Annotated in this window: 23 protein-coding genes and 1 pseudogene; 15 read left to right on the forward strand and 9 right to left on the reverse strand. The window is 56.4% G+C overall.

Features of this window, described 5'->3' with window-relative positions; translation table 11 throughout:
* Nucleotides 1-81: 81 nt before the first annotated feature.
* The 6 genes from K5K95_RS08110 (at nt 82) to K5K95_RS08135 (ending at nt 5,390) form a co-directional block, all read left to right on the forward strand.
* Nucleotides 82-945: a YicC/YloC family endoribonuclease gene (locus K5K95_RS08110; protein WP_222589025.1), complete on the forward strand. Its 864-nt coding sequence runs from the start codon at nt 82-84 to the stop codon at nt 943-945.
* Nucleotides 946-956: 11 nt separating this feature from the next.
* A complete protein-coding gene (gene gmk, locus K5K95_RS08115) occupies nt 957-1,577 on the forward strand; it encodes a guanylate kinase (RefSeq protein ID WP_208670868.1) in 621 nt (206 codons plus the stop codon).
* A 168-nt stretch (nt 1,578-1,745) separates the two neighbouring features.
* Entirely contained in the window at nt 1,746-2,009 is a 264-nt protein-coding gene (rpoZ, locus tag K5K95_RS08120) for a DNA-directed RNA polymerase subunit omega (RefSeq protein WP_003177259.1), read from the forward strand.
* 56 nt (nt 2,010-2,065) lie between these two features.
* Nucleotides 2,066-4,171: a bifunctional GTP diphosphokinase/guanosine-3',5'-bis pyrophosphate 3'-pyrophosphohydrolase gene (spoT, locus tag K5K95_RS08125; RefSeq protein ID WP_090177991.1), complete on the forward strand. Its 2,106-nt coding sequence runs from the start codon at nt 2,066-2,068 to the stop codon at nt 4,169-4,171.
* Between the two features lie 25 nt (nt 4,172-4,196).
* Complete coding sequence (locus K5K95_RS08130) at nt 4,197-4,577, forward strand: RidA family protein (protein ID WP_222589026.1); 381 nt, start codon at nt 4,197-4,199, stop codon at nt 4,575-4,577.
* Between the two features lie 72 nt (nt 4,578-4,649).
* Entirely contained in the window at nt 4,650-5,390 is a 741-nt protein-coding gene (locus tag K5K95_RS08135; protein ID WP_222589027.1) for a hypothetical protein, read from the forward strand.
* Between the two features lie 139 nt (nt 5,391-5,529).
* Here K5K95_RS08135 and K5K95_RS08140 read toward each other — a convergent pair whose 3' ends face one another.
* Nucleotides 5,530-6,387 (reverse strand): SDR family oxidoreductase, encoded by an 858-nt coding sequence (locus K5K95_RS08140; protein ID WP_222589028.1) that lies wholly within the window; start codon nt 6,385-6,387, stop codon nt 5,530-5,532.
* Between the two features lie 189 nt (nt 6,388-6,576).
* Here K5K95_RS08140 and exbB point away from each other — a divergent pair, with 189 nt between their 5' ends.
* From exbB to K5K95_RS08170, 6 genes are all read left to right on the forward strand, one after another.
* Entirely contained in the window at nt 6,577-7,548 is a 972-nt protein-coding gene (gene exbB / locus K5K95_RS08145) for a tonB-system energizer ExbB (protein WP_222589029.1), read from the forward strand.
* A 6-nt stretch (nt 7,549-7,554) separates the two neighbouring features.
* Nucleotides 7,555-7,983, forward strand: coding sequence for a TonB system transport protein ExbD (gene exbD / locus K5K95_RS08150; RefSeq protein WP_109626740.1), 429 nt, complete (start codon nt 7,555-7,557; stop codon nt 7,981-7,983).
* On the forward strand, nt 7,980-8,729 hold the full coding sequence (locus K5K95_RS08155; protein WP_222589030.1) for an energy transducer TonB: 750 nt from the start codon (nt 7,980-7,982) through the stop codon (nt 8,727-8,729). The genes exbD and K5K95_RS08155 overlap by 4 nt, the downstream gene beginning before the upstream one ends.
* Before the next feature lie 280 nt (nt 8,730-9,009).
* Nucleotides 9,010-9,939, forward strand: a complete 930-nt coding sequence (locus K5K95_RS08160) for a hydrogen peroxide-inducible genes activator (protein ID WP_090177974.1) — start codon at nt 9,010-9,012, stop codon at nt 9,937-9,939.
* Nucleotides 9,940-9,945: 6 nt separating this feature from the next.
* A complete protein-coding gene (gene recG, locus K5K95_RS08165) occupies nt 9,946-12,021 on the forward strand; it encodes an ATP-dependent DNA helicase RecG (protein WP_090177972.1) in 2,076 nt (691 codons plus the stop codon).
* A gap of 78 nt (nt 12,022-12,099) precedes the next feature.
* Nucleotides 12,100-13,500: an aminoacyl-tRNA deacylase and HDOD domain-containing protein gene (locus tag K5K95_RS08170; protein ID WP_222589031.1), complete on the forward strand. Its 1,401-nt coding sequence runs from the start codon at nt 12,100-12,102 to the stop codon at nt 13,498-13,500.
* Nucleotides 13,501-13,580: 80 nt separating this feature from the next.
* Here the strand turns inward: K5K95_RS08170 and K5K95_RS08175 are convergent, their stop codons facing one another.
* Both K5K95_RS08175 and K5K95_RS08180 read right to left on the reverse strand, forming a co-directional pair.
* Nucleotides 13,581-14,930: a hypothetical protein gene (locus K5K95_RS08175; RefSeq protein WP_222589032.1), complete on the reverse strand. Its 1,350-nt coding sequence runs from the start codon at nt 14,928-14,930 to the stop codon at nt 13,581-13,583.
* 340 nt (nt 14,931-15,270) lie between these two features.
* Nucleotides 15,271-15,459, reverse strand: a pseudogene (locus K5K95_RS08180) (helicase); the annotation flags it as partial.
* A gap of 104 nt (nt 15,460-15,563) precedes the next feature.
* Here K5K95_RS08180 and K5K95_RS08185 point away from each other — a divergent pair.
* The gene (locus K5K95_RS08185; RefSeq protein ID WP_222589033.1) at nt 15,564-15,821 is read left to right on the forward strand and encodes a hypothetical protein; all 258 of its coding nucleotides are present in this window, start codon (nt 15,564-15,566) and stop codon (nt 15,819-15,821) included.
* On the forward strand, nt 15,818-16,582 hold the full coding sequence (locus tag K5K95_RS08190) for a Fic/DOC family protein (RefSeq protein ID WP_222589034.1): 765 nt from the start codon (nt 15,818-15,820) through the stop codon (nt 16,580-16,582). Before K5K95_RS08185 ends, K5K95_RS08190 begins: the two co-directional genes overlap by 4 nt.
* A gap of 81 nt (nt 16,583-16,663) precedes the next feature.
* Here the strand turns inward: K5K95_RS08190 and K5K95_RS08195 are convergent, their stop codons facing one another.
* Nucleotides 16,664-17,047 carry a helicase gene (locus K5K95_RS08195; protein ID WP_222589035.1) on the reverse strand — a complete coding sequence of 128 codons (384 nt, stop codon included), beginning with the start codon at nt 17,045-17,047 and terminating at the stop codon, nt 16,664-16,666.
* A gap of 412 nt (nt 17,048-17,459) precedes the next feature.
* On the opposite strand from K5K95_RS08195, the gene K5K95_RS08200 reads away from it, so the two are divergent.
* Nucleotides 17,460-17,840, forward strand: a complete 381-nt coding sequence (locus tag K5K95_RS08200) for a DUF6124 family protein (RefSeq protein WP_222589036.1) — start codon at nt 17,460-17,462, stop codon at nt 17,838-17,840.
* Nucleotides 17,841-17,909: 69 nt separating this feature from the next.
* Here K5K95_RS08200 and K5K95_RS08205 read toward each other — a convergent pair whose 3' ends face one another.
* From K5K95_RS08205 to K5K95_RS08225, 5 genes are all read right to left on the reverse strand, one after another.
* Nucleotides 17,910-19,019 carry a hypothetical protein gene (locus K5K95_RS08205; RefSeq protein WP_261398139.1) on the reverse strand — a complete coding sequence of 370 codons (1,110 nt, stop codon included), beginning with the start codon at nt 19,017-19,019 and terminating at the stop codon, nt 17,910-17,912.
* 211 nt (nt 19,020-19,230) lie between these two features.
* Complete coding sequence (locus tag K5K95_RS08210; RefSeq protein WP_222589037.1) at nt 19,231-19,626, reverse strand: lysozyme inhibitor LprI family protein; 396 nt, start codon at nt 19,624-19,626, stop codon at nt 19,231-19,233.
* Between the two features lie 9 nt (nt 19,627-19,635).
* A complete protein-coding gene (locus tag K5K95_RS08215) occupies nt 19,636-22,335 on the reverse strand; it encodes a peptidoglycan DD-metalloendopeptidase family protein (protein WP_222589038.1) in 2,700 nt (899 codons plus the stop codon).
* A gap of 23 nt (nt 22,336-22,358) precedes the next feature.
* Nucleotides 22,359-22,796, reverse strand: a complete 438-nt coding sequence (locus tag K5K95_RS08220; protein WP_222589039.1) for a hypothetical protein — start codon at nt 22,794-22,796, stop codon at nt 22,359-22,361.
* A gap of 26 nt (nt 22,797-22,822) precedes the next feature.
* Nucleotides 22,823-24,859 (reverse strand): type VI secretion system tip protein VgrG, encoded by a 2,037-nt coding sequence (locus K5K95_RS08225; protein ID WP_222589040.1) that lies wholly within the window; start codon nt 24,857-24,859, stop codon nt 22,823-22,825.
* Nucleotides 24,860-24,883: the final 24 nt, after the last annotated feature.

Genomic DNA, 24,883 nt, shown 5'->3' on the forward strand with positions numbered 1-24,883 from the left:
GCTGCCTCTGGGCTTAAATTCATTTAGATCGGGTCTGCGAAACCTTTGGTAACGCATGAACCTGCATTGCGAGGTACCTCCATGGTGCACAGCATGACCGCCTTCGCCCGTGTCGAAAAAGCCGGCGCCCAAGGCACGCTGAGCTGGGAACTGCGCTCGGTCAACAGTCGCTACCTGGAGCCGCACTTGCGTCTGCCGGAGTCGTTTCGCGACCTCGAGGGCGCCGTACGCGAAGCGCTGCGCCAGGGCATATCCCGAGGCAAACTCGAATGCACCCTGCGCTTTACCGAAGAAAACACTGACAAGCCACTGCAAGTGGACCGCGAGCGCGCCGCCCAATTGGTCGCCGCCGCCGAGACGATCGCCGGCCTGATCAAGAACGCGGCCGCGCTCAATCCACTGGAAGTCCTGGCCTGGCCTGGCGTGCTGGTAGGCGATGCGACAGACCCGCAAGCCTTGAACGCCGAGGCACTGGCACTGTTCAACGAAGGCTTGAAAGAACTCAAGGCCGGCCGCGAGCGCGAAGGCGCGGAGCTGGCTCGGCTGATCAGCGATCGGTTGACCGCCATCGAAGCAGACGTTGTCACCTTGCGTGAACTGGTGCCGCAAATGCTCGCGACCCAACGCCAGAAAGTCCTCGACCGCTTTGCCGACATGAAGGCCGAGATGGACCCGCAGCGGCTCGAACAGGAAATGGTCATGCTCGCGCAAAAGAGCGACGTCGCCGAAGAACTGGATCGCCTGAGCACTCACATCATCGAAGTTCGCCGGGTGCTCAAGTCCGGTGGCGCTGCCGGTCGGCGCCTGGACTTCCTGATGCAGGAACTCAACCGCGAAGCCAACACACTGGGCTCCAAAGCCTTCGACCCGCGCAGCACACAGGCGGCGGTCAACCTCAAAGTGTTGATCGAGCAGATGCGCGAACAAGTGCAGAATATTGAGTAAGGCAAACAGACATGACCCACAGCACCGGCACCCTGTACATCATTTCCGCCCCTTCGGGCGCGGGCAAGAGCAGCCTGGTCAAGGCCCTCACTGACACCAACCCGGAGATTCGCGTATCGATTTCCCACACCACCCGCGCCATGCGTCCGGGTGAAGTGGACGGCGTGAACTACCACTTCGTGAGCCGCGAAGCGTTTGTGAAAATGGGCGAGCACGGTGATTTCCTGGAGCGCGCCGAGGTATTCGGCAACTTCTACGGCACCTCGCAAAGCCATCTGCAGCAAACGCTGGACGAAGGTCACGACCTGATTCTGGAAATCGACTGGCAAGGCGCCGAGCAAGTGCGCAAGCTGATGCCCCAGGCGCGTTCGATCTTCATTCTGCCGCCATCGCTGCAAGCCTTGCACCAGCGCCTGACCAACCGTGGCCAGGACAGCGACGAGATCATTGCCGGCCGGATGCGTGAAGCCGTCAACGAAATGAGCCACTATGTCGAGTACGACTACCTGATCATCAATGACGATTTCTCCCACGCACTGGATGACCTGAAGGCGATTTTCCGTGCCAATCAATTGCAACAGAAGCGCCAACAGGTGCGTTTCGGCATGTTGCTGGCTGAATTGCTGGGCTGAAACAGCGCTTCCCAAAACCGTTGCAAGGGCTTTACATTGGCACTTGCAGCGCGTTGAAGAGCTTGGTCAAAAAATCAGCGCTTCCCTAAACGCTGGTGATTTTTTAAACTGTTGAGTCCGCTCGCCCAACCGGGCAGCGCGCATATTGCATTCGCTCCGAGGAATACCATGGCCCGCGTAACCGTTGAAGATTGCCTAGAACACGTGGAAAACCGCTTTGAGCTGGTCATGCTCTCTACCAAGCGTGCCCGTCAACTGGCCACCGGTGGCAAAGAGCCCCTGGTTCAGTGGGAAAACGACAAGCCTACCGTAGTAGCGCTGCGTGAAATCGCTGAGGGCCTGATGAGCTACGAGTTCATCGCCAATGCTGAAATCGTCGAAGACGAACCGCTGTTCGCAGCGTTCGAGGACGAGTCCAACGAGGCCGTCTAAGCCATGCCTGGTCGACGTAGCACGGCGCGGGGTCACAGCGAACGGCAGGATTCATCATGCCGAGCATAGACGCCCTCGCCGATCGCTTATCGACCTACCTCGGCAAGGACCAGGTCAATCTGGTCCGCCGAGCGTACTTCTACGCCGAACAAGCCCACGACGGCCAACGCCGCCGTAGCGGTGAGGCGTACGTCACGCATCCTCTTGCGGTGGCGAATATTCTTGCCGACATGCACATGGACCATCAGAGTTTGATGGCTGCGATGCTGCATGACGTGATCGAAGACACCGGTATCGCCAAAGAAGCGCTGCAAGCGCAGTTCGGTGAAACCGTGGCCGAACTGGTCGATGGGGTCAGCAAACTGACCCAGATGAACTTCGAGACCAAAGCCGAAGCCCAAGCCGAAAACTTCCAGAAAATGGCCATGGCCATGGCCCGCGACATTCGCGTGATCCTGGTCAAGCTGGCTGACCGCCTGCACAACATGCGCACGCTAGAAGTCCTGTCTGGCGAAAAACGCCGACGGATCGCCAAGGAAACCCTGGAAATCTATGCGCCCATCGCCAACCGGCTGGGCATGCACGCCATCCGCATAGAATTCGAAGACCTGGGCTTCAAGGCCATGCACCCGATGCGTTCCGCACGGATCAACCAGGCGGTCAAACGCGCCCGGGGCAATCGCAAGGAAATCGTCAACAAGATCGAGGAATCCCTCAGCCACTGCCTGGCCATCGATGGCATTCAGGGCGAGGTCAGCGGTCGTCAGAAACACCTCTACGGCATCTACAAGAAAATGCGCGGCAAGCGTCGGGCCTTCAACGAGATCATGGACGTGTATGCGTTCCGGATCATCGTCGACAAGGTCGACACCTGCTATCGCGTGCTGGGTGCTGTGCATAATTTGTACAAACCGTTGCCGGGACGCTTCAAGGACTACATCGCGATTCCCAAGGCCAACGGCTACCAGTCGCTGCATACCACGCTGTTCGGCATGCACGGTGTTCCGATCGAGATCCAGATCCGCACCCGTGAAATGGAAGAGATGGCCAACAACGGCATCGCTGCCCATTGGCTGTATAAATCAAGCGGCGACGAGCAGCCCAAAGGCACTCACGCTCGTGCCCGGCAGTGGGTCAAGGGCGTGCTGGAAATGCAGCAACGCGCCGGCAACTCGCTGGAATTCATCGAGAGCGTGAAGATCGACCTGTTCCCGGACGAAGTCTACGTGTTCACGCCCAAAGGCCGGATCATGGAGCTGCCAAAGGGCTCCACGGCGGTCGACTTCGCTTACGCGGTGCACACCGACGTGGGCAACAGCTGCATCGCCTGTCGGATCAACCGTCGTCTCGCACCGCTGTCCGAACCGCTGCAAAGCGGCTCCACGGTCGAGATCGTCAGCGCACCCGGCGCACGGCCGAACCCGGCGTGGCTGAACTTTGTGGTCACCGGCAAGGCGCGCACGCACATCCGCCACGCGCTGAAACTGCAACGCCGCTCCGAGTCCATCAGCCTGGGCGAACGCCTGTTGAACAAAGTGCTGAATGGCTTCGACAGCTCGCTGGAAAAAGTCCCGGCCGAGCGCGTCAAGGCAATGCTCACCGAATACCGCCTGGAACTGATCGAAGACCTGCTCGAAGACATCGGCCTGGGCAATCGCATGGCTTATGTGGTCGCCCGCCGCCTGCTCGGCGAAGGCGAACAGCTGCCAAGTCCGGAAGGCCCGCTGGCGATTCGCGGCACCGAAGGCCTGGTCCTCAGCTACGCCAAGTGTTGCACGCCGATCCCGGGCGACCCGATTGTCGGTCACCTCTCGGCAGGCAAAGGCATGGTTGTGCACCTCGACAACTGCCGCAACATCAGCGAGATCCGCCACAACCCGGAAAAATGCATCCAGCTCTCGTGGGCCAAGGATGTCACCGGCGAATTCAACGTCGAGCTGCGTGTCGAGCTGGAACACCAGCGCGGCCTGATCGCCCTGTTGGCCAGCAGCGTCAACGCGGCCGACGGCAATATCGAAAAAATCAGCATGGACGAACGCGATGGTCGTATCAGCGTGGTCCAACTGGTGGTCAGCGTGCACGACCGCGTGCACTTGGCCCGCGTGATCAAGAAACTGCGCGCACTGACCGGGGTGATTCGCATCACCCGCATGCGCGCGTAAGCCAACCCATTACAAGGAGTCATTCATGACCAAGACTGTTATCACCAGCGACAAGGCCCCGGCCGCTATCGGTACTTACTCCCAGGCGATCAAGGCTGGCAACACCGTTTTCATGTCGGGTCAGATTCCTCTGGACCCAAAAACCATGGAACTGGTCGAAGGCTTCGAAGCCCAGACCGTCCAGGTGTTCGAGAACCTCAAAGCGGTCGCCGAAGCGGCTGGCGGTTCGTTCAAGGACATCGTCAAACTGAACATCTTCCTCACCGACCTGAGCCACTTCGCCAAGGTCAACGAGATCATGGGCAAATACTTCGACCAACCTTACCCTGCCCGCGCCGCCATCGGCGTTGCAGCCCTGCCAAAGGGTTCGCAGGTCGAGATGGATGCCATTCTGGTTATCGAGTAAATGCGTACGGCGCAGCCTTTTGAGGTTGCGCCTGCCGATCTTGTAAAAAAAGGGTTCTGAAAGGATTCCAAAATGCGCAAAGCGCTAGCTCTCTCGCTGGTTGCCCTGTTCCTGGGCGGATGTGCCAGCAATCCGGCCGATCGTGATATCAGCGGCACCTGGATCAATCAGGCGGCAATCGACGCTGCGGCCAAAGGCGGTCCCCTGCGTGAAGCGCTCCAGGCCTACGGTCCGAACCTTGAGTGGAACGTCAACACCAAGGCCGCTCAGGCTCGCTACACCAACGGTTTTGAAAATGTCGAAGGCAAGCTGCTGGGCGAAGAGTCCGGCGGATGGAAAGTCGACTTTTATGGCAGCTCCGCAAGCGAACTCAAGCGAGACGGCAAGCGACTGAACCAGGCCGCCAACGACAACGAACCGGAGCAGGTCTTTGATCGTGCGCTGATTCAGGTGCCGGACGGCGCACCGATTGGCGCCAGCTTCGAACGCGCGCTGTACACCGCCTACATGGGCGGCAACTGGAAAATCGTCAGCGGTCCGGGCGAAGGCAGTTCCGTGCAATTCCAGGCCGATGGCCAGGTTGCCGGTCTTCCGGGTGCCGATCGTTATGCCTTGTGCCTGGCGGGCGATTGCGCCTCGATGAGCGGTGGCAATGACAACATGTGGCTGCAACTCAGTGGCCAGGGCAACACCTGGATCTTTGCGCGCAAAGGCAAAGAGCTGGAAATTCTGCAGGCGGTGAATACCGCACAGGCAGACGAAATGCCTCAGTTCACGCCCGGCGAGCGCAAATGGTTGCTGGAAAAGCAGTAACCCGGCCCTGAAGCCAACAGATAACCCTGTGGGAGCGGGCTTGCCCGCGATGGCGGTGTAACAGTCAACCAGGATGTTGAATGTTATGGCCTCATCGCGGGCAAGCCCGCTCCCACAGTTGTTTTAGGGTGTATTGGGGTCAGCAGCGCCCTTCGATAATCGCAGCGTAGCCTTCACGATAAGTCGAATATTTCGGAGCCCACCCCAAGGCCTTCGCCCGGGCATTACTGCACTGCTTGCTGCCAGTACGGCGCACGCTCGCATCTTCAGACCATTCGGTGACACCCAAATACTCGCGCAACCAGCCCACCACTTCCGCCAGTGGTGCAGGCGCATCGTCGACACCGATATAGACGTCATCCAGCGCCACGCCGCGTCGATCCGCCTCAAGCAGAAACGCCATCAGCCCCGCCGCGTCATCGGCGTGAATGCGATTGCCATACAGCGGCGGATCAACAGCCACGCGATAACCGCGACGAACCTGGGTCAGCAGCCATTCGCGTCCCGGGCCGTAAATGCCGGTCAAGCGCACGATGCTGGCAGGGATACCGCTGTTGAGCGCAATTTGTTCAGCCTCCAGCATCAATCGCCCCGAATAGCCTGCTGCGATGGTCTCAGAAGTTTCGTCGACCCACTCGCCATCCTGCTGGCCATACACACTGCTGCTGGAAACGAACAGCAGGCGATTGGGCACCTGACCGTAGTCGTCCAGCCACTCCAGCACATGCTGTAAACCCTCGACATAAGCGGCGCGGTAACCGGCCTCATCGTGATCGGTAGCGGCCGCGCAATACACGAGGTAATCCACCGCCCCAATGGGCCAGGTTTCCGGACATTCCTTATTGAACAAGTCGCCGGCAACGCCAATGACCCCCTCGGGCAGGCGCGAGATGTCACGCCTCAAGCCATGAACCTCCCACCCGGAGGCCAGCAATTGCGTGGCCAGACGACTGCCGACATCACCACAGCCGGCAATCAAAACAGAAGGCGCGGACATCAAGAAACTCCTCTTGGAAAGCCACAGACTAGCGCCAGCAATGGACGAGCGGCTAGCGATGAAAGAAAAAAGAGACGCTTTCACTTTTGTTAACAAGAATTAATTGCAATAATACCCGCCACTTTTGTTCTCGGCCTCACGAGGCCTGGAAGAACATTTACCCTATTTTCTCTCTCAGGTCCGGCCAGCATGACATGCAATCAATTCTCCGCTTCGCCAACCAAACGACCTCGCGCCTGGAGCGTTGCGGCCGCCCTGCTGCTCAGCCTGATGCTGGCGCCCATCGCCGCTTTCGCTGATGCACAAGCGCCTGGGACTCCGGCCACCAGCGCTGCTGCTCCAGCGCCCGCCGATCACACCGCACCAACCGTAGCGCCTGCCGCGACCGACCCGGCGCAGGCAGTAGTCGCCCAGGACGCTCCTGAAGTCCTTGAAGCCGACAACAGCCTGGGCATGGCCCACGACCTCTCGCCGTGGGGCATGTACCAGAACGCTGACATCATTGTGAAAATCGTGATGATCGGCCTGGCCATCGCTTCGATCATCACCTGGACCATCTGGATCGCCAAGGGTTTCGAGCTGATAGGCGCCAAGCGTCGTCTGCGCAGCGAAATCGTCCACCTGAAAAAAGCCACCACCCTCAGAGAAGCCAGTGCGACCGCCACCAAGCCTGGCACCCTCGCCAACCTGCTGGTCCATGACGCCCTGGAAGAGATGCGCCTGTCGGTCAACAGCCGCGAGAAAGAGGGCATCAAGGAACGTGTTGCCTTCCGTCTGGAGCGCCTGGTTGCAGCCTGCGGTCGCAACATGAGCAGCGGCACCGGCGTCCTCGCCACCATCGGTTCCACCGCGCCATTCGTGGGTCTGTTCGGTACCGTGTGGGGCATCATGAACAGCTTCATCGGCATCGCCAAAACCCAGACCACCAACCTCGCCGTCGTCGCCCCCGGTATCGCCGAAGCCCTGCTGGCCACTGCGTTGGGTCTGGTCGCGGCCATTCCTGCGGTAGTGATCTACAACGTCTTCGCCCGCTCGATCGCCGGTTACAAGGCGCAAGTGTCCGATGCCTCGGCTGAAGTCCTGCTGATGGTCAGCCGTGACCTCGATCACTTGCCGACCGCCGAGCGCTCCACGCAACCGCACATGGTCAAAGTAGGGTAATCAGCCATGGGCTTGCATTTGAAAGAAGGCGCAGACGACGATCTGGCCGAGAACCACGAAATCAACGTCACGCCGTTTATCGACGTGATGCTGGTGCTGCTGATCATCTTCATGGTGGCGGCGCCATTGGCCACCGTGGACATCAAGGTCGACCTGCCGGCCTCCAGCGCCAAACCGGCACCTCGGCCAGAGAAACCGGTGTTCCTCAGCGTCAAGGCTGACCAGCGCCTGTACCTCGGCGAAGAGGAAGTGAAGGCCGAAGCACTCGGCGCCACTCTCGACGCCAGGACTCAGGGCAAGAAAGACACGACGATCTTCTTCCAGGCCGATAAAGGCGTGGATTACGGCGACCTCATGAGCGTGATGGACAACCTGCGCTCCGCCGGTTACCTGAAGGTGGGCCTGGTCGGACTCGAGACGGCAGTCAAGAAATGATCACGACGCGCCATAAGCTGACGCGTTATAGCGCGAGCCTGGCCGTGGTGCTGGGCGTCCATGCGCTGGCCATTGCGCTGGCGATGAACTGGACTGCGCGCCCACCCGTCGAGCTGCCTCCGCAGGCGATGATGGTCGAGCTGGCACCGGTTCCCGCGCCACCACCACCGGCACCGCCGAAGGTCAAAACGCCGCCACAGCCACCGGCCCCGGTGGAAGAGCTGCCGATCCCGAAACTGGCAGAAGTGCCGAAGGCCGAGATCGCCGTGCCGAAACCGGTCAAACCCAAGCCCAAGCCGCAACCGCCCAAGCCTGTGGAGAAAAAGCCGGAGCCGCCGAAGGAGAAACCGTCCGAGGAAAAGCCTAGCGACGCGCAACCGACCCAGGCGCCGACGGAGAAATCCGCCCAACCGGCACCCGGTCCATCGCCAGCGCAACAGGCTGCCAAAGCCAGTTGGGAAGGCACTTTGCTTGCGCACTTGGGCAAGTACAAAAAGTATCCATCCAGCGCACAGTCGCGGGGCAAGGAAGGTGTGAACCGTCTGCGTTTCGTCGTGGATGGTGAAGGTAATGTGGTGTCATTCGAACTGGTGGGCCTCTCTGGCAATGCCGATCTGGACCGGGCCACCCTGGAAATGATCAGACGCGCACAGCCTCTGCCCAAGCCCCCGGCCGACATGCTGAAAAACGGCCCCATCGAAATCGTTGCACCGTTTGTTTATTCGCTGGATAGACGCCGCCGCTAAACGCAATACCGACCCCTGTGGGAGCGGGCTTGCCCGCGATAGCGGGTTAAAATTCAACGAATTTGCTGGATGTATTTCCCTCATCGCGGGCAAGCCCGCTCCCACAAGGTTATCTGCCAGGCGGAAGACTCCAGCCAATAAAGGCACCGAAAGGTGCCTTTTTCATACCTGCCAGCGGCAAACCGGCATTACCCAGTGTCACTCACCACACCCAGTCTGATAACGTGCGTCTATCGATTGCAGCCGGTATGCTTGGCCCGCAACTTCATGGACGCTTGCTATGACCCTCACAGAATTACGCTACATCGTTACCCTCGCCCAAGAGCAGCACTTTGGCCATGCGGCCGAGCGTTGCCACGTCAGTCAGCCGACCCTGTCGGTGGGCGTGAAAAAGCTTGAAGACGAACTCGGTGTGCTGATTTTCGAGCGCAGCAAGAGTGCCGTGCGCCTGACCCCGGTCGGCGAGGGCATCGTGGCCCAGGCGCAGAAAGTCCTGGAGCAAGCCCAAGGCATCCGCGAACTGGCCCAGGCCGGCAAGAACCAGCTGACCGCCCCGCTGAAAGTCGGCGCTATCTACACCGTTGGTCCGTACCTGTTCCCGCACCTGATTCCGCAACTGCACCGGGTCGCCCCGCAGATGCCGTTGTACATCGAAGAAAACTTCACCCACGTGCTGCGCGACAAACTGCGCAACGGCGAGCTCGACGCGATCATCATCGCCCTGCCGTTCAACGAAGCAGACGTCCTGACATTGCAGCTCTACGACGAGCCGTTCTACGTCCTGATGCCGGCCCAGCACCCGTGGACGCAAAAAGAGTCCATCGACGCCGCCCTGCTCAACGACAAGAGCTTGCTGCTGCTCGGCGAAGGCCACTGCTTCCGCGATCAAGTGCTCGAAGCCTGCCCGACCCTGGCCAAAGGCAACGACGGCGCCAAGCACACCACGGTGGAATCCAGCTCCCTGGAAACCATCCGCCACATGGTTGCGTCCGGCCTCGGCATTTCGATCCTGCCGTTGTCGGCCGTGGACAGCCATCACTACGCCCCGGGCGTGATTGAAGTGCGCCCACTGTCGCCGCCGGTGCCGTTCCGCACCGTGGCCATTGCCTGGCGCGCGAGCTTCCCGCGGCCGAAGGCGATTGAAATCCTCGCTGACTCCATTCGCCTGTGCTCGGTGGCCAAGCCGTCCGCGCCGGTGGTTGCGGCGTAAGTCGCGATGACTGAGTTGTCGCAAGTGTCGGTAACGGCACTCAAGGGTGTCGGCGAGGCCATGGCCGAGAAACTGGCCAAGGTCGGCCTGGAGAATCTCCAGGACGTGCTGTTCCACCTGCCCCTGCGCTATCAGGACCGCACGCGTGTCGTCCCGATCGGCCATTTGCGACCGGGGCAAGACGCCGTGATCGAAGGCACCGTCAGCGGCGCCGACGTGGTCATGGGCCGGCGCCGCAGTCTTGTCGTTCGCTTGCAGGACGGCACCGGCGGGCTCAGCCTGCGCTTCTACCATTTCAGCAACGCCCAGAAAGAAGGCCTCAAGCGCGGCACGCGGATTCGCTGCTACGGCGAAGCACGGCCAGGCGCGTCAGGGTTGGAAATCTATCATCCGGAATACCGCGCAATCACTGGCGACGAGCCGCCGCCGGTGGATGAAACCCTGACCCCGGTCTACCCGCTCACCGAAGGCCTGACCCAACAACGCTTGCGCCAGTTGTGCATGCAAACCCTGACGTTGCTCGGCCCCACCAGCCTGCCTGACTGGTTGCCGACAGAACTGGCCCGCGACTATCAACTCGCGCCACTGGCCGATGCGATCCGCTACCTGCATCACCCGCCCGCCGATGCCGACGTCGATGAACTCGCCCTCGGTCATCACTGGGCGCAGCACCGTTTGGCCTTCGAAGAACTGCTTACCCATCAACTGTCCCAGCAACGCCTGCGCGAGAGCATGCGTTCCCTGCGCGCGCCAGCGATGCCGAAAGCCACCAGGCTGCCGGCGCAATACCTCGCCAACCTGGGCTTCACACCAACCGGCGCCCAACAACGGGTTGGCAATGAAATCGCTTACGACCTCAGCCAGCATGAACCGATGCTGCGCCTGATTCAGGGCGACGTTGGCGCGGGCAAAACCGTGGTCGCCGCCCTCGCCGCGCTTCAGGCGCTCGAGGCGGGTTACCAAGTGGCGCTGATGGCGCCCACGGAAATCCTCGCCGAACAGCACTTCATCACCTTCAAGCGCTGGCTCGAACCGTTGGGCATCGAAGTCGCGTGGCTGGCCGGCAAGCTCAAGGGCAAGAATCGCGTGGCCGCGCTGGAACAGATCGCCAACGGCGCACCGATGGTGGTCGGCACGCACGCGCTGTTCCAGGAAGAAGTGCAGTTCAAGAACCTCGCGCTGGCGATCATCGACGAACAACACCGCTTCGGCGTGCAGCAGCGTCTGGCGTTGCGGCAGAAAGGCGTCGGCGGGCGAATGTGTCCGCATCAGCTGATCATGACTGCCACGCCGATCCCACGGACGCTGGCCATGAGCGCCTACGCCGACCTCGACACGTCGATCCTCGACGAACTGCCGCCCGGCCGAACCCCGGTCAACACTGTGTTGGTCACCGATACTCGGCGCGTGGAAGTCATCGAACGCGTGCGCGGTGCCTGTGCCGAAGGGCGCCAGGCTTACTGGGTGTGCACGCTGATCGAAGAGTCGGAAGAGCTGACCTGCCAAGCGGCAGAAACCACTTACGAAGACCTCACCGCCGCCCTCGGCGAGTTGAAGGTCGGCCTGATCCACGGCCGCATGAAGCCCGCCGAAAAAGCCGCCGTCATGGCTGAATTCAAGGCCGGCAACCTGCAACTGCTGGTCGCCACCACGGTGATCGAAGTCGGCGTCGATGTACCGAACGCCAGCCTGATGATCATCGAAAACCCCGAACGCCTGGGTCTTGCGCAATTGCACCAGCTACGCGGCCGTGTCGGTCGAGGCAGCGCCGCCAGCCATTGCGTGCTGCTCTACCATCCGCCGCTGTCGCAGATCGGTCGTCAACGACTGGGCATCATGCGCGAAACCAACGACGGTTTTGTCATCGCCGAAAAAGACCTCGAACTGCGTGGCCCCGGCGAAATGCTCGGCACGCGCCAGACCGGCCTGCTGCAATTCAAGGTCGCCGACCTGATGCGCGACGCTGACTTGTTACCCGCCGTACGCGACGCCGCCCAGGCGTTGCTGGAGCGCTGGCCGGATCACGTCAGCCCGCTGCTCGACCGCTGGCTGCGTCATGGGCAGCAATACGGCCAAGTGTGAGCACCGTCGCAGTTTGTAGACGATGCTTTTAAACAAGCTGGTTATACTCCTGCAATTGTTTGAATACGGATACAGACTATGACTGAAGCTGCCCTCGCCCCGGAACCCCTGCACGCTCCGTCTGTTATTCGGTTGCTGCTGGGCAAGATGGGCATTGCCTACGAAGAAGTCCTCGATCACCACGGCCTCAACGCCTCGCGCAAAGTACAGGCGGTGCTGGTGGACGACGCAGTCGGCGCCTTGATGGTGCTGTTTCCACAAAGCCAATTGCTGGACCTCAATCGCCTCGCCGAACTGACGGGCCGACGCCTCACCGCCGTGCCCACCGAACGCCTGGTCAAAATGCTCGGCAAACACAACCTGAGCATGCTGCCCGGCCTGCCGGCGCTGACCAGCTCGCCATGCCTGTACGAAGAAAGCCTGCTGCGCGAACCGAAGTTGCTGATCAACTCGGGCGAGCCAGGCGTGCTGCTGGAAATCACCAGCGAAGATTTCAAGAGCATGCTGACCAAGGCCAGCGCCGCCAACTTCGGCGAAAACCTGACCAGCATCCGCCCGAACCTCGACCGCCCCGACGATGACCGCGAGGAAATCACCCAGGCCGTCCAGGCGTTCACCGCACGACGCATCCAGCAACGCCTGGAAGCCACCATCGAAATTCCGCCGCTGGCCGAGACCGCGCAGAAAATCATCAAACTGCGCGTCGACCCCAACGCCACTATCGACGACATCACCGGCGTCGTTGAAACCGACCCGGCGCTGGCCGCGCAAGTTGTCAGCTGGGCCGCGTCGCCGTACTACGCCTCGCCGGGCAAGATTCGTTCAGTGGAAGACGCCATCGTGCGTGTGCTGGGTTTCGATCTGGTGATCAACCTCGCGCTGGGCCTGGCCTTGGGCAAAACCCTGAGCCTGCCCAAAGACCACCCGCAACAAACCACACCGTACTGGCAGCAATCGATTTACACCGCCGCCGTCATCGAAGGCCTGACCCGCGCCATGCCCCGCGCCCAGCGCCCGGAAGCCGGTCTGACCTACCTCGCCGGCCTGCTGCACAACTTCGGCTACTTGCTGCTGGCCCACGTCTTCCCGCCGCACTTCTCGCTGATCTGCCGCCACCTGGAAGTCAACCCGCACCTGTGCCACAGCTACGTCGAGCAACACCTGCTCGGCATCAGCCGCGAACAGATCGGCTCGTGGCTGATGCGCTACTGGGACATGCCCGAAGAACTGGCCACCGCGCTGCGCTTCCAGCACGACCCGGGCTACGACGGCGACTACGCCGAGTACCCGAACCTCGTGTGTCTGGCGGTGCGTTTGTTGCGTAGCCGCGGGATTGGCTCCGGGCCGGATGAAGACATCCCCGACGCCCTGCTGGAACGCGTCGGCCTGAGCCGCGACAAAGCCAACGACGTCGTCAGCAAAGTGCTTGAGGCTGAAGTGCTGCTGCGCGAACTGGCATCGCAATTCGGCCAGGGCTAAAAGCAATCGCGGGCAAGCCCCTACTCCCATGGGAGCAAGGGTTGCCCGCGATGAATCCATCTCAGTCTAACTAGTCAGTCTCATCGGAAAAAACACATCACGGCTCCCCGAATGGGAGATCCCGCGGTGCAACCCAAAACAATCCTGTTATCCGCCCTAAGCGTAATGTCTTGGTCGCTTCCATAACCGCCTTCATCCTCGATCACGACCAAGCCATCATTTGCAAATGCCTGATCCTTCCGGCCATCAGGGGAAAAGCGTGCAGCCACTGTTGCCGTATTATTGAAAACGGGTGAGAAGCCTTGTCCACTCACTATGATTTTTCCATCCGACTGCAACAAACATCTATGCCAGCGGTGATATCCCAGAACGTCAGAGAAAACTGGCCGTCCATCATTAACGTCAGAATTGAATCTTCCGTCGGTCGTTAGAACAACAATCAGGCCTACACCCGACACGTCTAGATATCCGAGAGTACCACCCACTGCGACGATCCCACCGTCCGGCTTTAGGGCCATCGCGAACAACATCGGCAAACGAGTGTCATCGGCAATGATCACTAGACCGTTCTTGCTAACGCCAAACGTCTTATCGACAGCACCGAAACGATCGTAGCGAATAACATAAGCCGCCATTCTTTCGGGGTGATCGAACTCGCCACAGACCAACACGCTGCCGTCCGGCTCAACTGCCACACCAGCAGCCTGATTCGAGGCTCCGGTGAAACCAGGCAGATCGACAAACAAATAGCCTTTCCCCGCTAAGCTCAAGTCGAAAGAGCCATCAATCTCAAGACGCAATACAACCCCTCTCTGACTCGCGGGACTAAAGTAGAGAGTGCTGACCAGGACGATCTTGCCATCCAGTTGGGCGCTGCCAGGGAATACTAAAAAGTCTGGAGTAGTTGTAAATTTTTCATCTGTTTTTTCATCATTGCGGCGAGATACAAACCTTGCATCCTTCCCAGCCTGAGTCCCTACAAGGCCTTCAACGCTAATCTGGACTACCCCGCCGCGGCCGAAAGTGCCGTCCATTTTGCCATTCTGATCCAGCCTTACGACGGCCAGATCACGCACTTGACCTTTCTCCGTTTCTCGAAGAGCCGAACCGGCGAGCAGCCATCTGCCATCCGCTAGAGGATGGATTGAGGCTGGTAAAAATAAATCGCCGCCTTGAAGAGGCACTTTAACGAGGCCTCCATCACCAAACGTTTTGTCTTTCGTTCCATCTACATTCAACCGTACCAATTGGGCCGGAGTATTTTCTGGCCTCAATGCGCGAATTGCGACAAGCGTTTTATTTTCGGGAAGAGCGTGAATAGCCGCGGGGATGCTGCCGACAATACCGGCTAGCGGCAGCGATACCGTGCCGTCTACGCCAAAGCCAGGATCAAGCGTTCCCGGCTTTGATTTATTTTGTACCTGTAACATAACCGCACTCCCTTGTGATGATGCGAAGATGTTTATGACATCGATCACAGTGGAACACGCAAGCAGAGCTACCAACACCTGTCACAAATAACAGTTCTGTAGTCTTTGCAGGCCAGAAATATGACTTTTAAAGCCAAACAAGCCAACGATGTCGTCATTAAAGTCTCCGAAGACGAAGTGTTGCTGCGCGAACTCGCTTCACAATTCAGCCAGACCTAAAAGCATCGTCGGATGCCGCCCGCAATGAAGCCAACACGGTCTACATGACCACCTCGATCGTTCCCACGCTCTGCGTCGGAATGCATCCCGTGACGCTCCGCGTCACCCCATCACACGAAACTTAAGCCTCAGCCTTCCTAGGCTTCAAATACTTGGTTAACCCCTGAAACCAGATCACCAGCGCCGGATTCCCCTTGATCTGAATCGACTTGTCCTGAATCCCCGTCATAAACGCCAGTTGCTTGTTCTTCGCCTGCATCGTGGCAAAGCCATACGCCGCATCCTTGAACGCAATCGCAAATGCCGGCTCGGTGATATGGAAGGCACACTTTTCATCTGATCGTTGGCTATGAGCCAGCGAGGACAATAAGCAGGCGCCCTGCTATGATTTGACGGCAAATAGAGGGCTTTCCGATGACCCAATCAGCTGCTGTCAGTGTTGCAAGCCAAGTCCGTAAGCTTGCGAAAGAAAACAAGGTCACCGCCGAACGTGATGGCATGAGTCGTATGGCCGTGAGCATTACCCGTTTGGCTGGCGACGTCGTCGAGCTGGATGGCATCGAGCAGTTGCTCGTCAATCTCAAGAGAAAAGGCGTTCTGAGCAAAGCTGAAATCCTGGCGCTCCAAGGGCGTTATCTTCAGGAAAGGCGTGCACAGAAACGTAGCGCATGACTTTTGATCCGTTCGGCGACTTTGAAGCTGCTGGATATCTTCAAAACTCGCTGCAACTGAAAGATCCCACTGAAGTAAAAGAGTCAGAGCATCTTTCGTTCGAATTGAGTATCGAAGAAGCGCTTGCCTATTTAGCCAAGAAAAAGCCCATCGATTACAAGACTGTACTCAAAGTTCACGAAATCCTGTTCTCCGGCTTCTATCACTGGGCAGGAAAAGACCGGAACGAGCTTGTCCCTCATCTGGCAGTCTTCAAGGGCTCCCTCGACGATCCCCGCAGCACCGTTTTCGAGCGCCCGGACTCCATCAAAATGTCTGTCGACTATGCGCTTAAGCTAGCCGCTGACAAAAAACGCTTCAGAGACCACCCCGGCGGGGTGATGGGTCAGCTGGCTTTCGCACACCCATTCCTGGACGGCAATGGGCGCACGATTCTATTAGTCTTCATGGAACTCTGTTATCGCGCCGAGTTCGCCATCGACTGGTCAAGGACGAGCAAAGACGACTACCTGCGGGCTCTCAGCGACGAGATCCGAGAGCCTCGCGAGAGGCATCTCGATAACTACCTCAACCCGTTCGTAGTCGATATATCCAGTCGTGACGAGTGGCCAGAGACCATCGGTGGTATCAGAGGCCTGGATGGCCTGGACAAGGAAGACATCACGTACGAGAACCTGGACAACCCGCAAGTCCAGCAAATCTACAAGTCATACCGAGGCCAGCCACTTGGCGCCCGCAAGCCTCCTGAGTCGAGTGGCTGAAGAGGCTCCACAGGGGATCACCTAAACCCTGTGGGAGCGAGCCTGCTCGCGATGAATCCAACCCGGTCTACCTGAAAGACTTCATACCTTGGCTTTAGCCTTGCGCGGCTTCAAATACTTGGTCAACCCCTGAAACCAGATCACCAGCGCCGGATTTCCCTTGATCTGAATCGACTTGTCCTGAATCCCCGTCATAAACGCCAATTGCTTGTTCTTCGCCTGCATCGTGGCAAAGCCATACGCCGCATCCTTGAACGCAATCGCAAACGCCGGCTCGGCATACACACCCGACTTGCTGGTGATGCGCTGATCCTTCACAAAGAAATGCCGCGCCACTTTCCCGTCCAGGGTCTGTAGCTGGAACACCAATTCCTTGTCACCCAACTGCTGCTGAAACGCAGGATTAGTCCGACTGGCCTTACCCATCAACAAACCCAGCATCCACAGAAGAAAACGAAATTTCATGCGCACAGCCTCAAGAGAAAAGTGAACGGCCGGCGCAGTGTAGCGGCTTCAAGCGAGAACGCCACTGTTGAGCATTGATAGCGGAAGATGCCGTAGTTTTTGACGCTGATGACTACCAAGTCATTGACGAAATACTTTCACCTGATCGTTCCAACACTCCGCGTGGGAATGCATCCCGTGACGCTCCGCGTCACACCATCCACTGCAAATGCTCCCGACGAAACGCGCCTTACACCCTTCCGTCTTGCGACCCACAAACCTCTCGGACATTTCCTTCAAAAAGAAGGGCTGTTCATGAACTAGGCGATTCTTGGCTTTACCGATAACCTTTTGTTCGTCACCGCAAAACGGTGACACGGATGTGCAAGTCCGTAACCGGGAGAGTATTTATTAACTCCGAGGATTTACACCTATGACCACTTCAAAAGCTAACCCACCAGAACACGAAGACACATCCCCCTACGAATCCAGCGATTCGAAGAAATTCCACGAAGCCGCCGAACGCGCCCTCGACCACCACTTCGCCCCATCCAGCGATAAACCCAAGCCTCGCAAAGGCAACCTCTTCGCCGTCTCCCCCAACATAGACACCGAAGCCCTCCTGGCCAACGCCTCGGAAGACCTGCTGTTCATCAGCGCCATCGCCGTTAACCTGGCGGATGATGTTGACGGCGCACGACGCTCCTTAGCCTTGGCGCTAAGCCGATTGGCGGATGGGGTTCGGTTGTTGGTGGAGCGAGCGCTGGATCACATTGATTCGCAGAATCCGGCGGAGCATCGGGCGAAGGTGTAGCGGAGCCACGGGATAAAAAAAGGGGACGTTGAGTCCCCTTTCTGCAACTACTTTTGCATGCCATCAAAACTAGCGAAAATCTTCCGCACTTTTAGGAAGCGACTCCATACCCTGCATCGCAGCCCGACTAACGAAGGCATGACCACCCGCGCCACAGGACTGCCGGAATACAACCTTGTCGCCCTTGAGCACCGTCAAAGAACTCACAAAGGCCTGGTTAACGAGGTAGTTATAAGCCCCCTTTTTGAACTTGATAATGTTCAGGTTAACGCTGCCTTCCGACGCATTGACCACGAAGAACTTGTCCTTGGGAGGCGCGCTGTTCTGCGGGTAGAGCATTTCTATTTTTCCCGGCATACCGTAACGGTACTGAACAGCACCGGCCGCAGGTTTGTTATTTCCCCACGCACAAACGGAAACCGTCTTTCCTCCCGTCAACAGGCAGCTGAAATAAATGTCTTCGTCTGCAGAACAGAGCGTTTCATTCTGCTCGTCAGTCAATAGTGCAGGCTGTACTGCAACGCGCTCCTGCCATTGTGTGCCGGAGACACAATTCGATAGACAAGCCAACGTCGAGATATCCGGTTCCTCGCTTCCAGCAAACAGATAAGTCGCGGAACCAGCGCGGATGCGAGCTTTGTAAACGGGGACACTGACGGTCAGTCCTTTGGCTGGCGCGGTCACGCTGGAGCTCTGCCCCGGGACAACCATACCTTCCGCATCACCGCATAATGCACGCAAAGCGGCATCACTGAACGAATCATCTGAAGGGCGGGCGAACAGCTTGGTGTCGGCACGGCAGTCGTAACCGTGCCAGTACGGCCCCGTACTCGGGTTGATATCCATCGAGAAAACATAGGCACCCTCGAGCGCCACTCTTCCATTGTCATAGTCAAAAATCAGCCATCGACGAGACTTCGCTTGGGAGAAATTTTCGTTCTCCAAAATGTACCGATCACCATCGCGATACAGTTCGAAGGAATTCATGGCCCCGACCGACTCTGCTGTGTCTGATAGCTTGTCACCGGAATTGGCATCCACCAGATAGTTGTTAGCGTCCAACACCAATGCGCAATCGCTACCGGCCTGACTACAGGACTTGAGTGACGGGAACACCGGTTCTGCGGCCGCAGGCAAAGCAACCAGCAACAACGTCGCCAACAAAAGTCTTTTCAACATACCTCCCTATTTATGAATACGGCCCTGACGGCACGAAAAATGGACCGCAACGAGTAAAACGGGATAAATTTATTTACCGGCAGTGCACCCGTCTCATAAATAAATCTATCCCTTTGCGCTCAATGCGATCGTTCTTCAACTCGAGCAGAAAATGGGGACAGACTCATTTACCAAAACCTAATCCACCTTAAATAAATCCGCCCCATTTTCTTTAAAGATCTGGTAGTGTCTTATCTAAATAACCTGAACGCTCCAAGCTCATTCGCGCGATGCAATTATTCACTGTAGTCAAATAGGCGGGTTGCCCTACGTCAATCTCAAATGCTTCGAGAGCACAGTTCGCATCACGCAACTTCAACCAAGCACGCTGAGAGTCTTTAAGCTTAGCCATGAAATTTTCGCCAAGAGCTGGATCGGCTTGGTACTGAGATTTCACTCTACTTATTAGCTTCTTATAACTAGCATTAAGGTTAGCATCTGCTGACTCTTTTGCCAGCTTTGCGCAAGCATCCACCTGTCGACTTGTAGAAATGTCTCCGCAATCAGTTTGTGCTGCAACTACTGACAGAGGGAGTAACAGAGCAACCAGCAATAGAAATTTTTTCATGCTTATCTCCTAGCGATTTTTTCTCAAGTATGCAGCCCGTTTTCTACCCTGCTCATATTGGCTTATAGCGGGAGTATTTTCGATATAGCTTATCAACTGATCGACATCGTCCTTCATTCCAGCCTTCATGGGATTTGCGCCTTTTGTGAACCCTTGGTACACAAAATCCACCAAAATATCTTTAACGATAGAACTCAAGGCATCCCATTCCAGACGTTCAGAAAGAGAAGCTGTCCAGTGATTGTAATTGACAATCGCTTTAGCAACATAGTCCGGATAAATTAAGTCAAATAACGCCTCTTGCTGGTCAAGCGTAATATTTCCAATATCGGCACGATTATGCGTTACAAAGTTACTGGCACTAGACCCCTTTAATCCATGCGCTTTGGATATCTTCGTTGCCTGAGCCGAGTCAACTCCAGCGGCAATCATATGATTGTATATTTCTGTTTCGGTTCTTGAGCCCATATCGTAACCGCGACCTAAAGTAACACCTGATAAGTCATTTCCTGGCCAATGGATATGACGACTAAAATAAGGTGACCCCGGAATATCATTTCCCTCTGCGTCGTAAGTTATTTGTCCCGCTTTCGACGACTCCTTGGCCAAAAAATTACCGACCATAGCAACTGGATGAAAGTGCCAAATATTGCCGTCTCCCAGCCCTGCATCTTGAATTACAGGATCCTCCCAAAAAACAAGCTTATCAATTCGATCTTTTTCATGCTTAAGAACATCCGGAGAGCTCTCAAGAATTTGACTTAGTCGACTCCATTTAGTCGAATTTGATTTTTCCTTCCATTCTGTAGGATGAAACGCAATTAGTTTTGACCAGTGTTCTCTGAATTCTACGTCCTTCAAAGCCTCTGGAAAATCTTCAGGTGTTACTGTTTGATCATGGTTGCCCAACGCGTCCAAATCATCATATAGTTTTTTAAAGAAAGGCGGCATATCATCCGGATCTAAAAAACCATCGGCGTTAGGATTTACTTCTTTAACTATACGAAAACCCAATTTTTCCCAATCATGCTGACTGATAATTTTAGATTCCGTTTTTTTTACCAACCCGGTGATTGTCTGATTGTTTTCCTTTACAGAGACCTCATACCATTCAGTAGGGTTTTTGAATATTGGAGCTTTGCTTAATTCAACACTGTGGTCTGCCGACAGTGCCACTTCTCCTGTCTCTGGAGCTTTTTTCGTCAATAGCGTTCCGCTCGCTAAATAGAGATATCGCTTACCTTTCGTTACGCCAGCATGGTTTATCAGGAATTCGTTGATTTTTTGATCTGCTGTAAAAATCTCTAGATGCACTTGATGCTTACGGACCACTCCTCCATTGGGGCTAGCCAGGACTTCGTTTAGACCCAAATACCCCACTGTGTCGCCCGCTTTAATCTTCATGTTCATTGGGACGACGATATCAAAATTTGCAGGTATTAACTCTTGCCATTCAACTACTCGGTTAGGGCTCACATCCTCTACGCAAGCCCAAAATGAAGATGGTACTGGCGTATTTAGGTTCTTGAGCCCCGTTGGCGGATTTGAAGAACTCGGAATAAATATACACTCCGCCATTCGGAGCAATTTTCCGTTTAACTTTAAGTTGATCACCTTCGCGCTATCGAACTCGATAATACTATTGGTGCACAGGACCATAGAACTACCTTTTTTTGTTCCTGCATTAGCTCCATGAGTCAAACTCGCTGGAGCATTTCGAAGCGTTAATCCACTACCAGTCACTTTTGCCCGTACTTTGCCCTGCCAATAGCCAGGCTTTGACCGAGCTTTCGTTCCGCCACCGGGTTCGAGGGGGTAGCGATTAAATGGCAGCAAATGCATATATAAACTATAAAAAGTCAGTGTATTACTCGTATTTGGAGTCACCTGAGTATTGGGCGGGGATTTGTAGTCATGTCGCACCAAGCAAAAAGAGCTTGAATACTTAAGCACTTCTGCACCGCCACTACCCTCGAATGTCGATTCCAGATAGTCTTTATTCAAACGATAGGCCACGACGACACCATCAGCCATGCATCGAACCGGTTCATCACTAATGCATTGGGGAGCACTTAAATTACTTATATGTATTCCACCGTGCCAAAATTTGTGACTCCCCAGTAGATAGTGCCCAGAATTTTCAGCTTGGATGGCAGTAAAAATTTCGTCTACATCTTTATACTGAGCGCCGCCTGTTTTTCGTATTGGAAACTGAAAATTCAAAAGGCTGAATGTAACTGGTCCAGGAGCAGTTGTGGGGGTGGTCGGTGGGACCGACTGTTCATTCCACCATATTTCAGGACTAATCAACGCGTTGGTGGGACTTTTCATTTGATAATGAACGTGACGAGGGTACTGTGCAGCACCATTTGGTCCTTGCCCACCCATAGCGCCAATTTCATCCCCCGCAGCAACAGTTGCGCCCACGCTTACTATGTGGCTGCTTGTATGCAGGATCTCGTGGCTATTACCCTCTGCATCCTTGATTTTTATCGTGCCGTATGTTCCGCCTGTAAATGTGACTACACCAGCTATTGGTGCATATACCTTCGGATACTGCAAATTTATACCGGCCTGCCCGCCGATATAATTAAAATCGGTACCACCATGGGGGCCACTTGGGCGTTGTTCACCATAATGACCCGTGATATGTGGCTGTTGACCATTTACGGGTGGTAAAACACGAAGCATCACTTCAGCGAAAGACATAAAACTTCCTTTTCAAATGGCAATCAAAGTGAGTAATCTTTGACTTCGTCCAAAAACCAACACGAGCTGAGCTTAAATACGTAAATGATCTGGTAGTCTGTATCAGGCTTTTCTAATTTTACTGTGGCCACTTCACTCGTACTATCTAGAACCTTCAATTCAAGACCACTCTCCTCCTGGCGTTTCTTGTCAGGCATTACAGGAAATACCACTCTTGTCTTTTCAATGAGAATGGCTTCTTGTTTAGGTTCGGGCTCCGCATCTACAGTGATAATTTTCTTAAGCGGTAAATTAGTAAACTCTTCCTGAACTGAAGAGCTCTCAGCAAATGCAGCTAAAAATTGAGTGAATTCCCTTGAGGGGCATAAAGTTGCACCACTGTTAGCCGCCTGAACACTGACGGAGAACAAACCAAGCACTATGGCCAAAATAAAAAAACTGAAACGTTGCTGAGCTTTCATTTCTAAACCCTTGATTTAATTTTTTCTTACTCAGAAAACACAAAAAAAGCCTTCGGCTTAACCTTCTCAGGCACCACATTCCCCAACGCCTGATCCATCAAACTCCCCGCCTTATCCTTATCCGCCGCCCCCGGCAACACTGGCGGCTTGATGCCTATCCCAGTCCCCGAGCCCGCCGATCCACCCGCATTGATCTTCACCACCGGCCCAACAACCGTCACCCCACCGGCATCCAGTTTGATAAAGCTCCCGCCACCCAAAATGGTGAGTTCGCTGCCAGCCTCGATAACAATCTTCGCCCCAGCCTTCAGATGAATCTCTTTCCCCACGCTGGTCAGCTGCGCAGTCCCCAGCTTCACATGCTGGTTCTGCCCAATCGTCAGGTGATCATCTAACCGCGTTTCAACCTTGCGGTCGGCGATGGTGGTGCGGTGTTCTTCGGCTTTCAGCTCGGTGTAGGTGTTCTTCACCACTGTGTCGTGGCGTTCGTTACCTACTCGGATCTTCTGATCATGCTCAATGTTTTCATCCCAATCCCGCTGGGCATGGATGAAGATCTGCTCGGCGCCTTTCTTGTCTTCAATTCGCAATTCATTGAACCCGCCGCCCCCCGGTGAGCTGAGGGTTTTGAAGACGGTGCGAGTCTTGTTCGCTGGCAGTTCGTAGGGAACCTGGTTTTCCTTGTGGTACAGGCAACCGGTCACCAGTGGCTGATCGGGGTCGCCTTCGAGGAAGGTGACGAGGACTTCCATGCCGATGCGCGGGATGGAGATGGCGCCGTAGCGGTCGCCGGCCCAGCTCGATGAGACGCGCATCCAGCAGCTGGTTTTGTCGTCGGCCAGGCCTTCGCGGTCCCAGTGGAATTGCACTTTGATGCGGCCGTACTGGTCGCAGTGGATTTCTTCACCTTTGGGCCCGGTGACCATGGCGGTCTGGCTGCCGAGGACGCGGGGTTTGGGGTGTTGCAGCGCAGGGCGGTAGAACACGTTCCACGGGGTGGCGAGGAAGCGGTTGCGGTAGCCCTGGTGGAAGTCGTCTTTGTTGTCGGTGGTGTCGCTGGTCACGGACTCTTCGAGGACTTGCGGTTGTTTGCCTTCGTGGACGATTTCGGTGAGCAGCCAGAGGTCGTTCCACTCGGTGCGCGGGTGGTCGGACATTTCCAGGAAGTGGCCGCTGACGAGGGTGGTCTGGTCGCCACGGCCTTCGGCTTGCTGGTAGTCGGCGCGGTGGCGTTCGAGGGCGCGTTGGCTGAGGAATTTGCCGCGCGCGCGGTCGAGGAAGCGGCCGGGGTAGTCGTAATCTTCAAGGTCGGGTTCGGTGCTTTCGCCGTCGGGTTTGTACGCGGCTTCGAGTTGCAGGCGTGGTTTTTCGAAGTCGTAGTCGCGGCGGGTGACGCGGCCGGTGCGGGTTTCCAGGCGCAGTTTGAAGCCTTTGATCACTGGCTCGTCGGCGACCATGCCACTGCCTTGGACGTAGGCGGTGGGCTGCCCGAGTTTTGGAAACACTGTCTGGTCATCGCCGAATACCAAAAGATGACCTTTGGAACTGTGCTGGAAGTGGTAGTGAATGCCTTCCTCTTCGCACAGACGCTGGACGAAGTGCAGGTCGGTTTCGTCGTATTGCACGCAGTAGTCACGGTCCGGGCAGGGCTGGCTCAACTGGAATTTGTAGGCGTTGCCCTTGATGCCGTGCTCATCGAGGATCAGCGCGATGATTTTCGGCGCGGACATCTGCTGATAGATGCGCTGGTTGGTGCGGTGATGCAGGTATTGCAGCTGCGGCACCAGGGAGATTTTGTAGCGGGTCAGGCGTTTGCCGGCGTCGCCTTGAGCGACGCGGTAGATCTGGCCGTGGATGCCGGAACCTTTCGGATCGAACGCCAGAAACGCTTGCTTGTGCAGGAGCTTTTCCAGGTCCAGGTCGGGGTTTTCGCTGACCAGTTCCAGGTCGAAGCGATACGGCTGGCTGATGCCTTCGGTGCCGGTGAACGACAGCACTTGCAGGTCGCCGGCATAGTCTTCGACTGTGAGGCTGAAATGCGTTTCGTTAGCTGAGTTGAACATTGCTTGCTCCCTGTTCGGTAGTCA

The sequence above is a fragment of the Pseudomonas sp. DR48 genome (assembly GCF_019823085.1).
Classification (GTDB): Bacteria; Pseudomonadota; Gammaproteobacteria; order Pseudomonadales; family Pseudomonadaceae; genus Aquipseudomonas.

Bases quoted from the DNA above. Each gene is read 5' to 3' on its own strand.
- K5K95_RS08185 (WP_222589033.1), top strand. From the start codon at position 15,564: ATGACCCAATCAGCTGCTGTCAGTGTTGCAAGCCAAGTCCGTAAGCTT.
- K5K95_RS08110 (WP_222589025.1), top strand. From the start codon at position 82: ATGGTGCACAGCATGACCGCCTTCGCCCGTGTCGAAAAAGCCGGCGCC.
- K5K95_RS08225 (WP_222589040.1), bottom strand. From the start codon at position 24,859: ATGTTCAACTCAGCTAACGAAACGCATTTCAGCCTCACAGTCGAAGAC.
- exbB (WP_222589029.1), top strand. From the start codon at position 6,577: ATGACATGCAATCAATTCTCCGCTTCGCCAACCAAACGACCTCGCGCC.
- recG (WP_090177972.1), top strand. From the start codon at position 9,946: ATGACTGAGTTGTCGCAAGTGTCGGTAACGGCACTCAAGGGTGTCGGC.
- K5K95_RS08200 (WP_222589036.1), top strand. From the start codon at position 17,460: ATGACCACTTCAAAAGCTAACCCACCAGAACACGAAGACACATCCCCC.
- K5K95_RS08210 (WP_222589037.1), bottom strand. From the start codon at position 19,626: ATGAAAAAATTTCTATTGCTGGTTGCTCTGTTACTCCCTCTGTCAGTA.
- gmk (WP_208670868.1), top strand. From the start codon at position 957: ATGACCCACAGCACCGGCACCCTGTACATCATTTCCGCCCCTTCGGGC.
- K5K95_RS08205 (WP_261398139.1), bottom strand. From the start codon at position 19,019: ATGTTGAAAAGACTTTTGTTGGCGACGTTGTTGCTGGTTGCTTTGCCT.
- K5K95_RS08135 (WP_222589027.1), top strand. From the start codon at position 4,650: ATGCGCAAAGCGCTAGCTCTCTCGCTGGTTGCCCTGTTCCTGGGCGGA.
- K5K95_RS08160 (WP_090177974.1), top strand. From the start codon at position 9,010: ATGACCCTCACAGAATTACGCTACATCGTTACCCTCGCCCAAGAGCAG.
- spoT (WP_090177991.1), top strand. From the start codon at position 2,066: ATGCCGAGCATAGACGCCCTCGCCGATCGCTTATCGACCTACCTCGGC.
- K5K95_RS08155 (WP_222589030.1), top strand. From the start codon at position 7,980: ATGATCACGACGCGCCATAAGCTGACGCGTTATAGCGCGAGCCTGGCC.
- rpoZ (WP_003177259.1), top strand. From the start codon at position 1,746: ATGGCCCGCGTAACCGTTGAAGATTGCCTAGAACACGTGGAAAACCGC.
- K5K95_RS08190 (WP_222589034.1), top strand. From the start codon at position 15,818: ATGACTTTTGATCCGTTCGGCGACTTTGAAGCTGCTGGATATCTTCAA.
- K5K95_RS08130 (WP_222589026.1), top strand. From the start codon at position 4,197: ATGACCAAGACTGTTATCACCAGCGACAAGGCCCCGGCCGCTATCGGT.
- K5K95_RS08170 (WP_222589031.1), top strand. From the start codon at position 12,100: ATGACTGAAGCTGCCCTCGCCCCGGAACCCCTGCACGCTCCGTCTGTT.
- K5K95_RS08140 (WP_222589028.1), bottom strand. From the start codon at position 6,387: ATGTCCGCGCCTTCTGTTTTGATTGCCGGCTGTGGTGATGTCGGCAGT.
- exbD (WP_109626740.1), top strand. From the start codon at position 7,555: ATGGGCTTGCATTTGAAAGAAGGCGCAGACGACGATCTGGCCGAGAAC.
- K5K95_RS08220 (WP_222589039.1), bottom strand. From the start codon at position 22,796: ATGAAAGCTCAGCAACGTTTCAGTTTTTTTATTTTGGCCATAGTGCTT.
- K5K95_RS08175 (WP_222589032.1), bottom strand. From the start codon at position 14,930: ATGTTACAGGTACAAAATAAATCAAAGCCGGGAACGCTTGATCCTGGC.
- K5K95_RS08195 (WP_222589035.1), bottom strand. From the start codon at position 17,047: ATGAAATTTCGTTTTCTTCTGTGGATGCTGGGTTTGTTGATGGGTAAG.
- K5K95_RS08215 (WP_222589038.1), bottom strand. From the start codon at position 22,335: ATGTCTTTCGCTGAAGTGATGCTTCGTGTTTTACCACCCGTAAATGGT.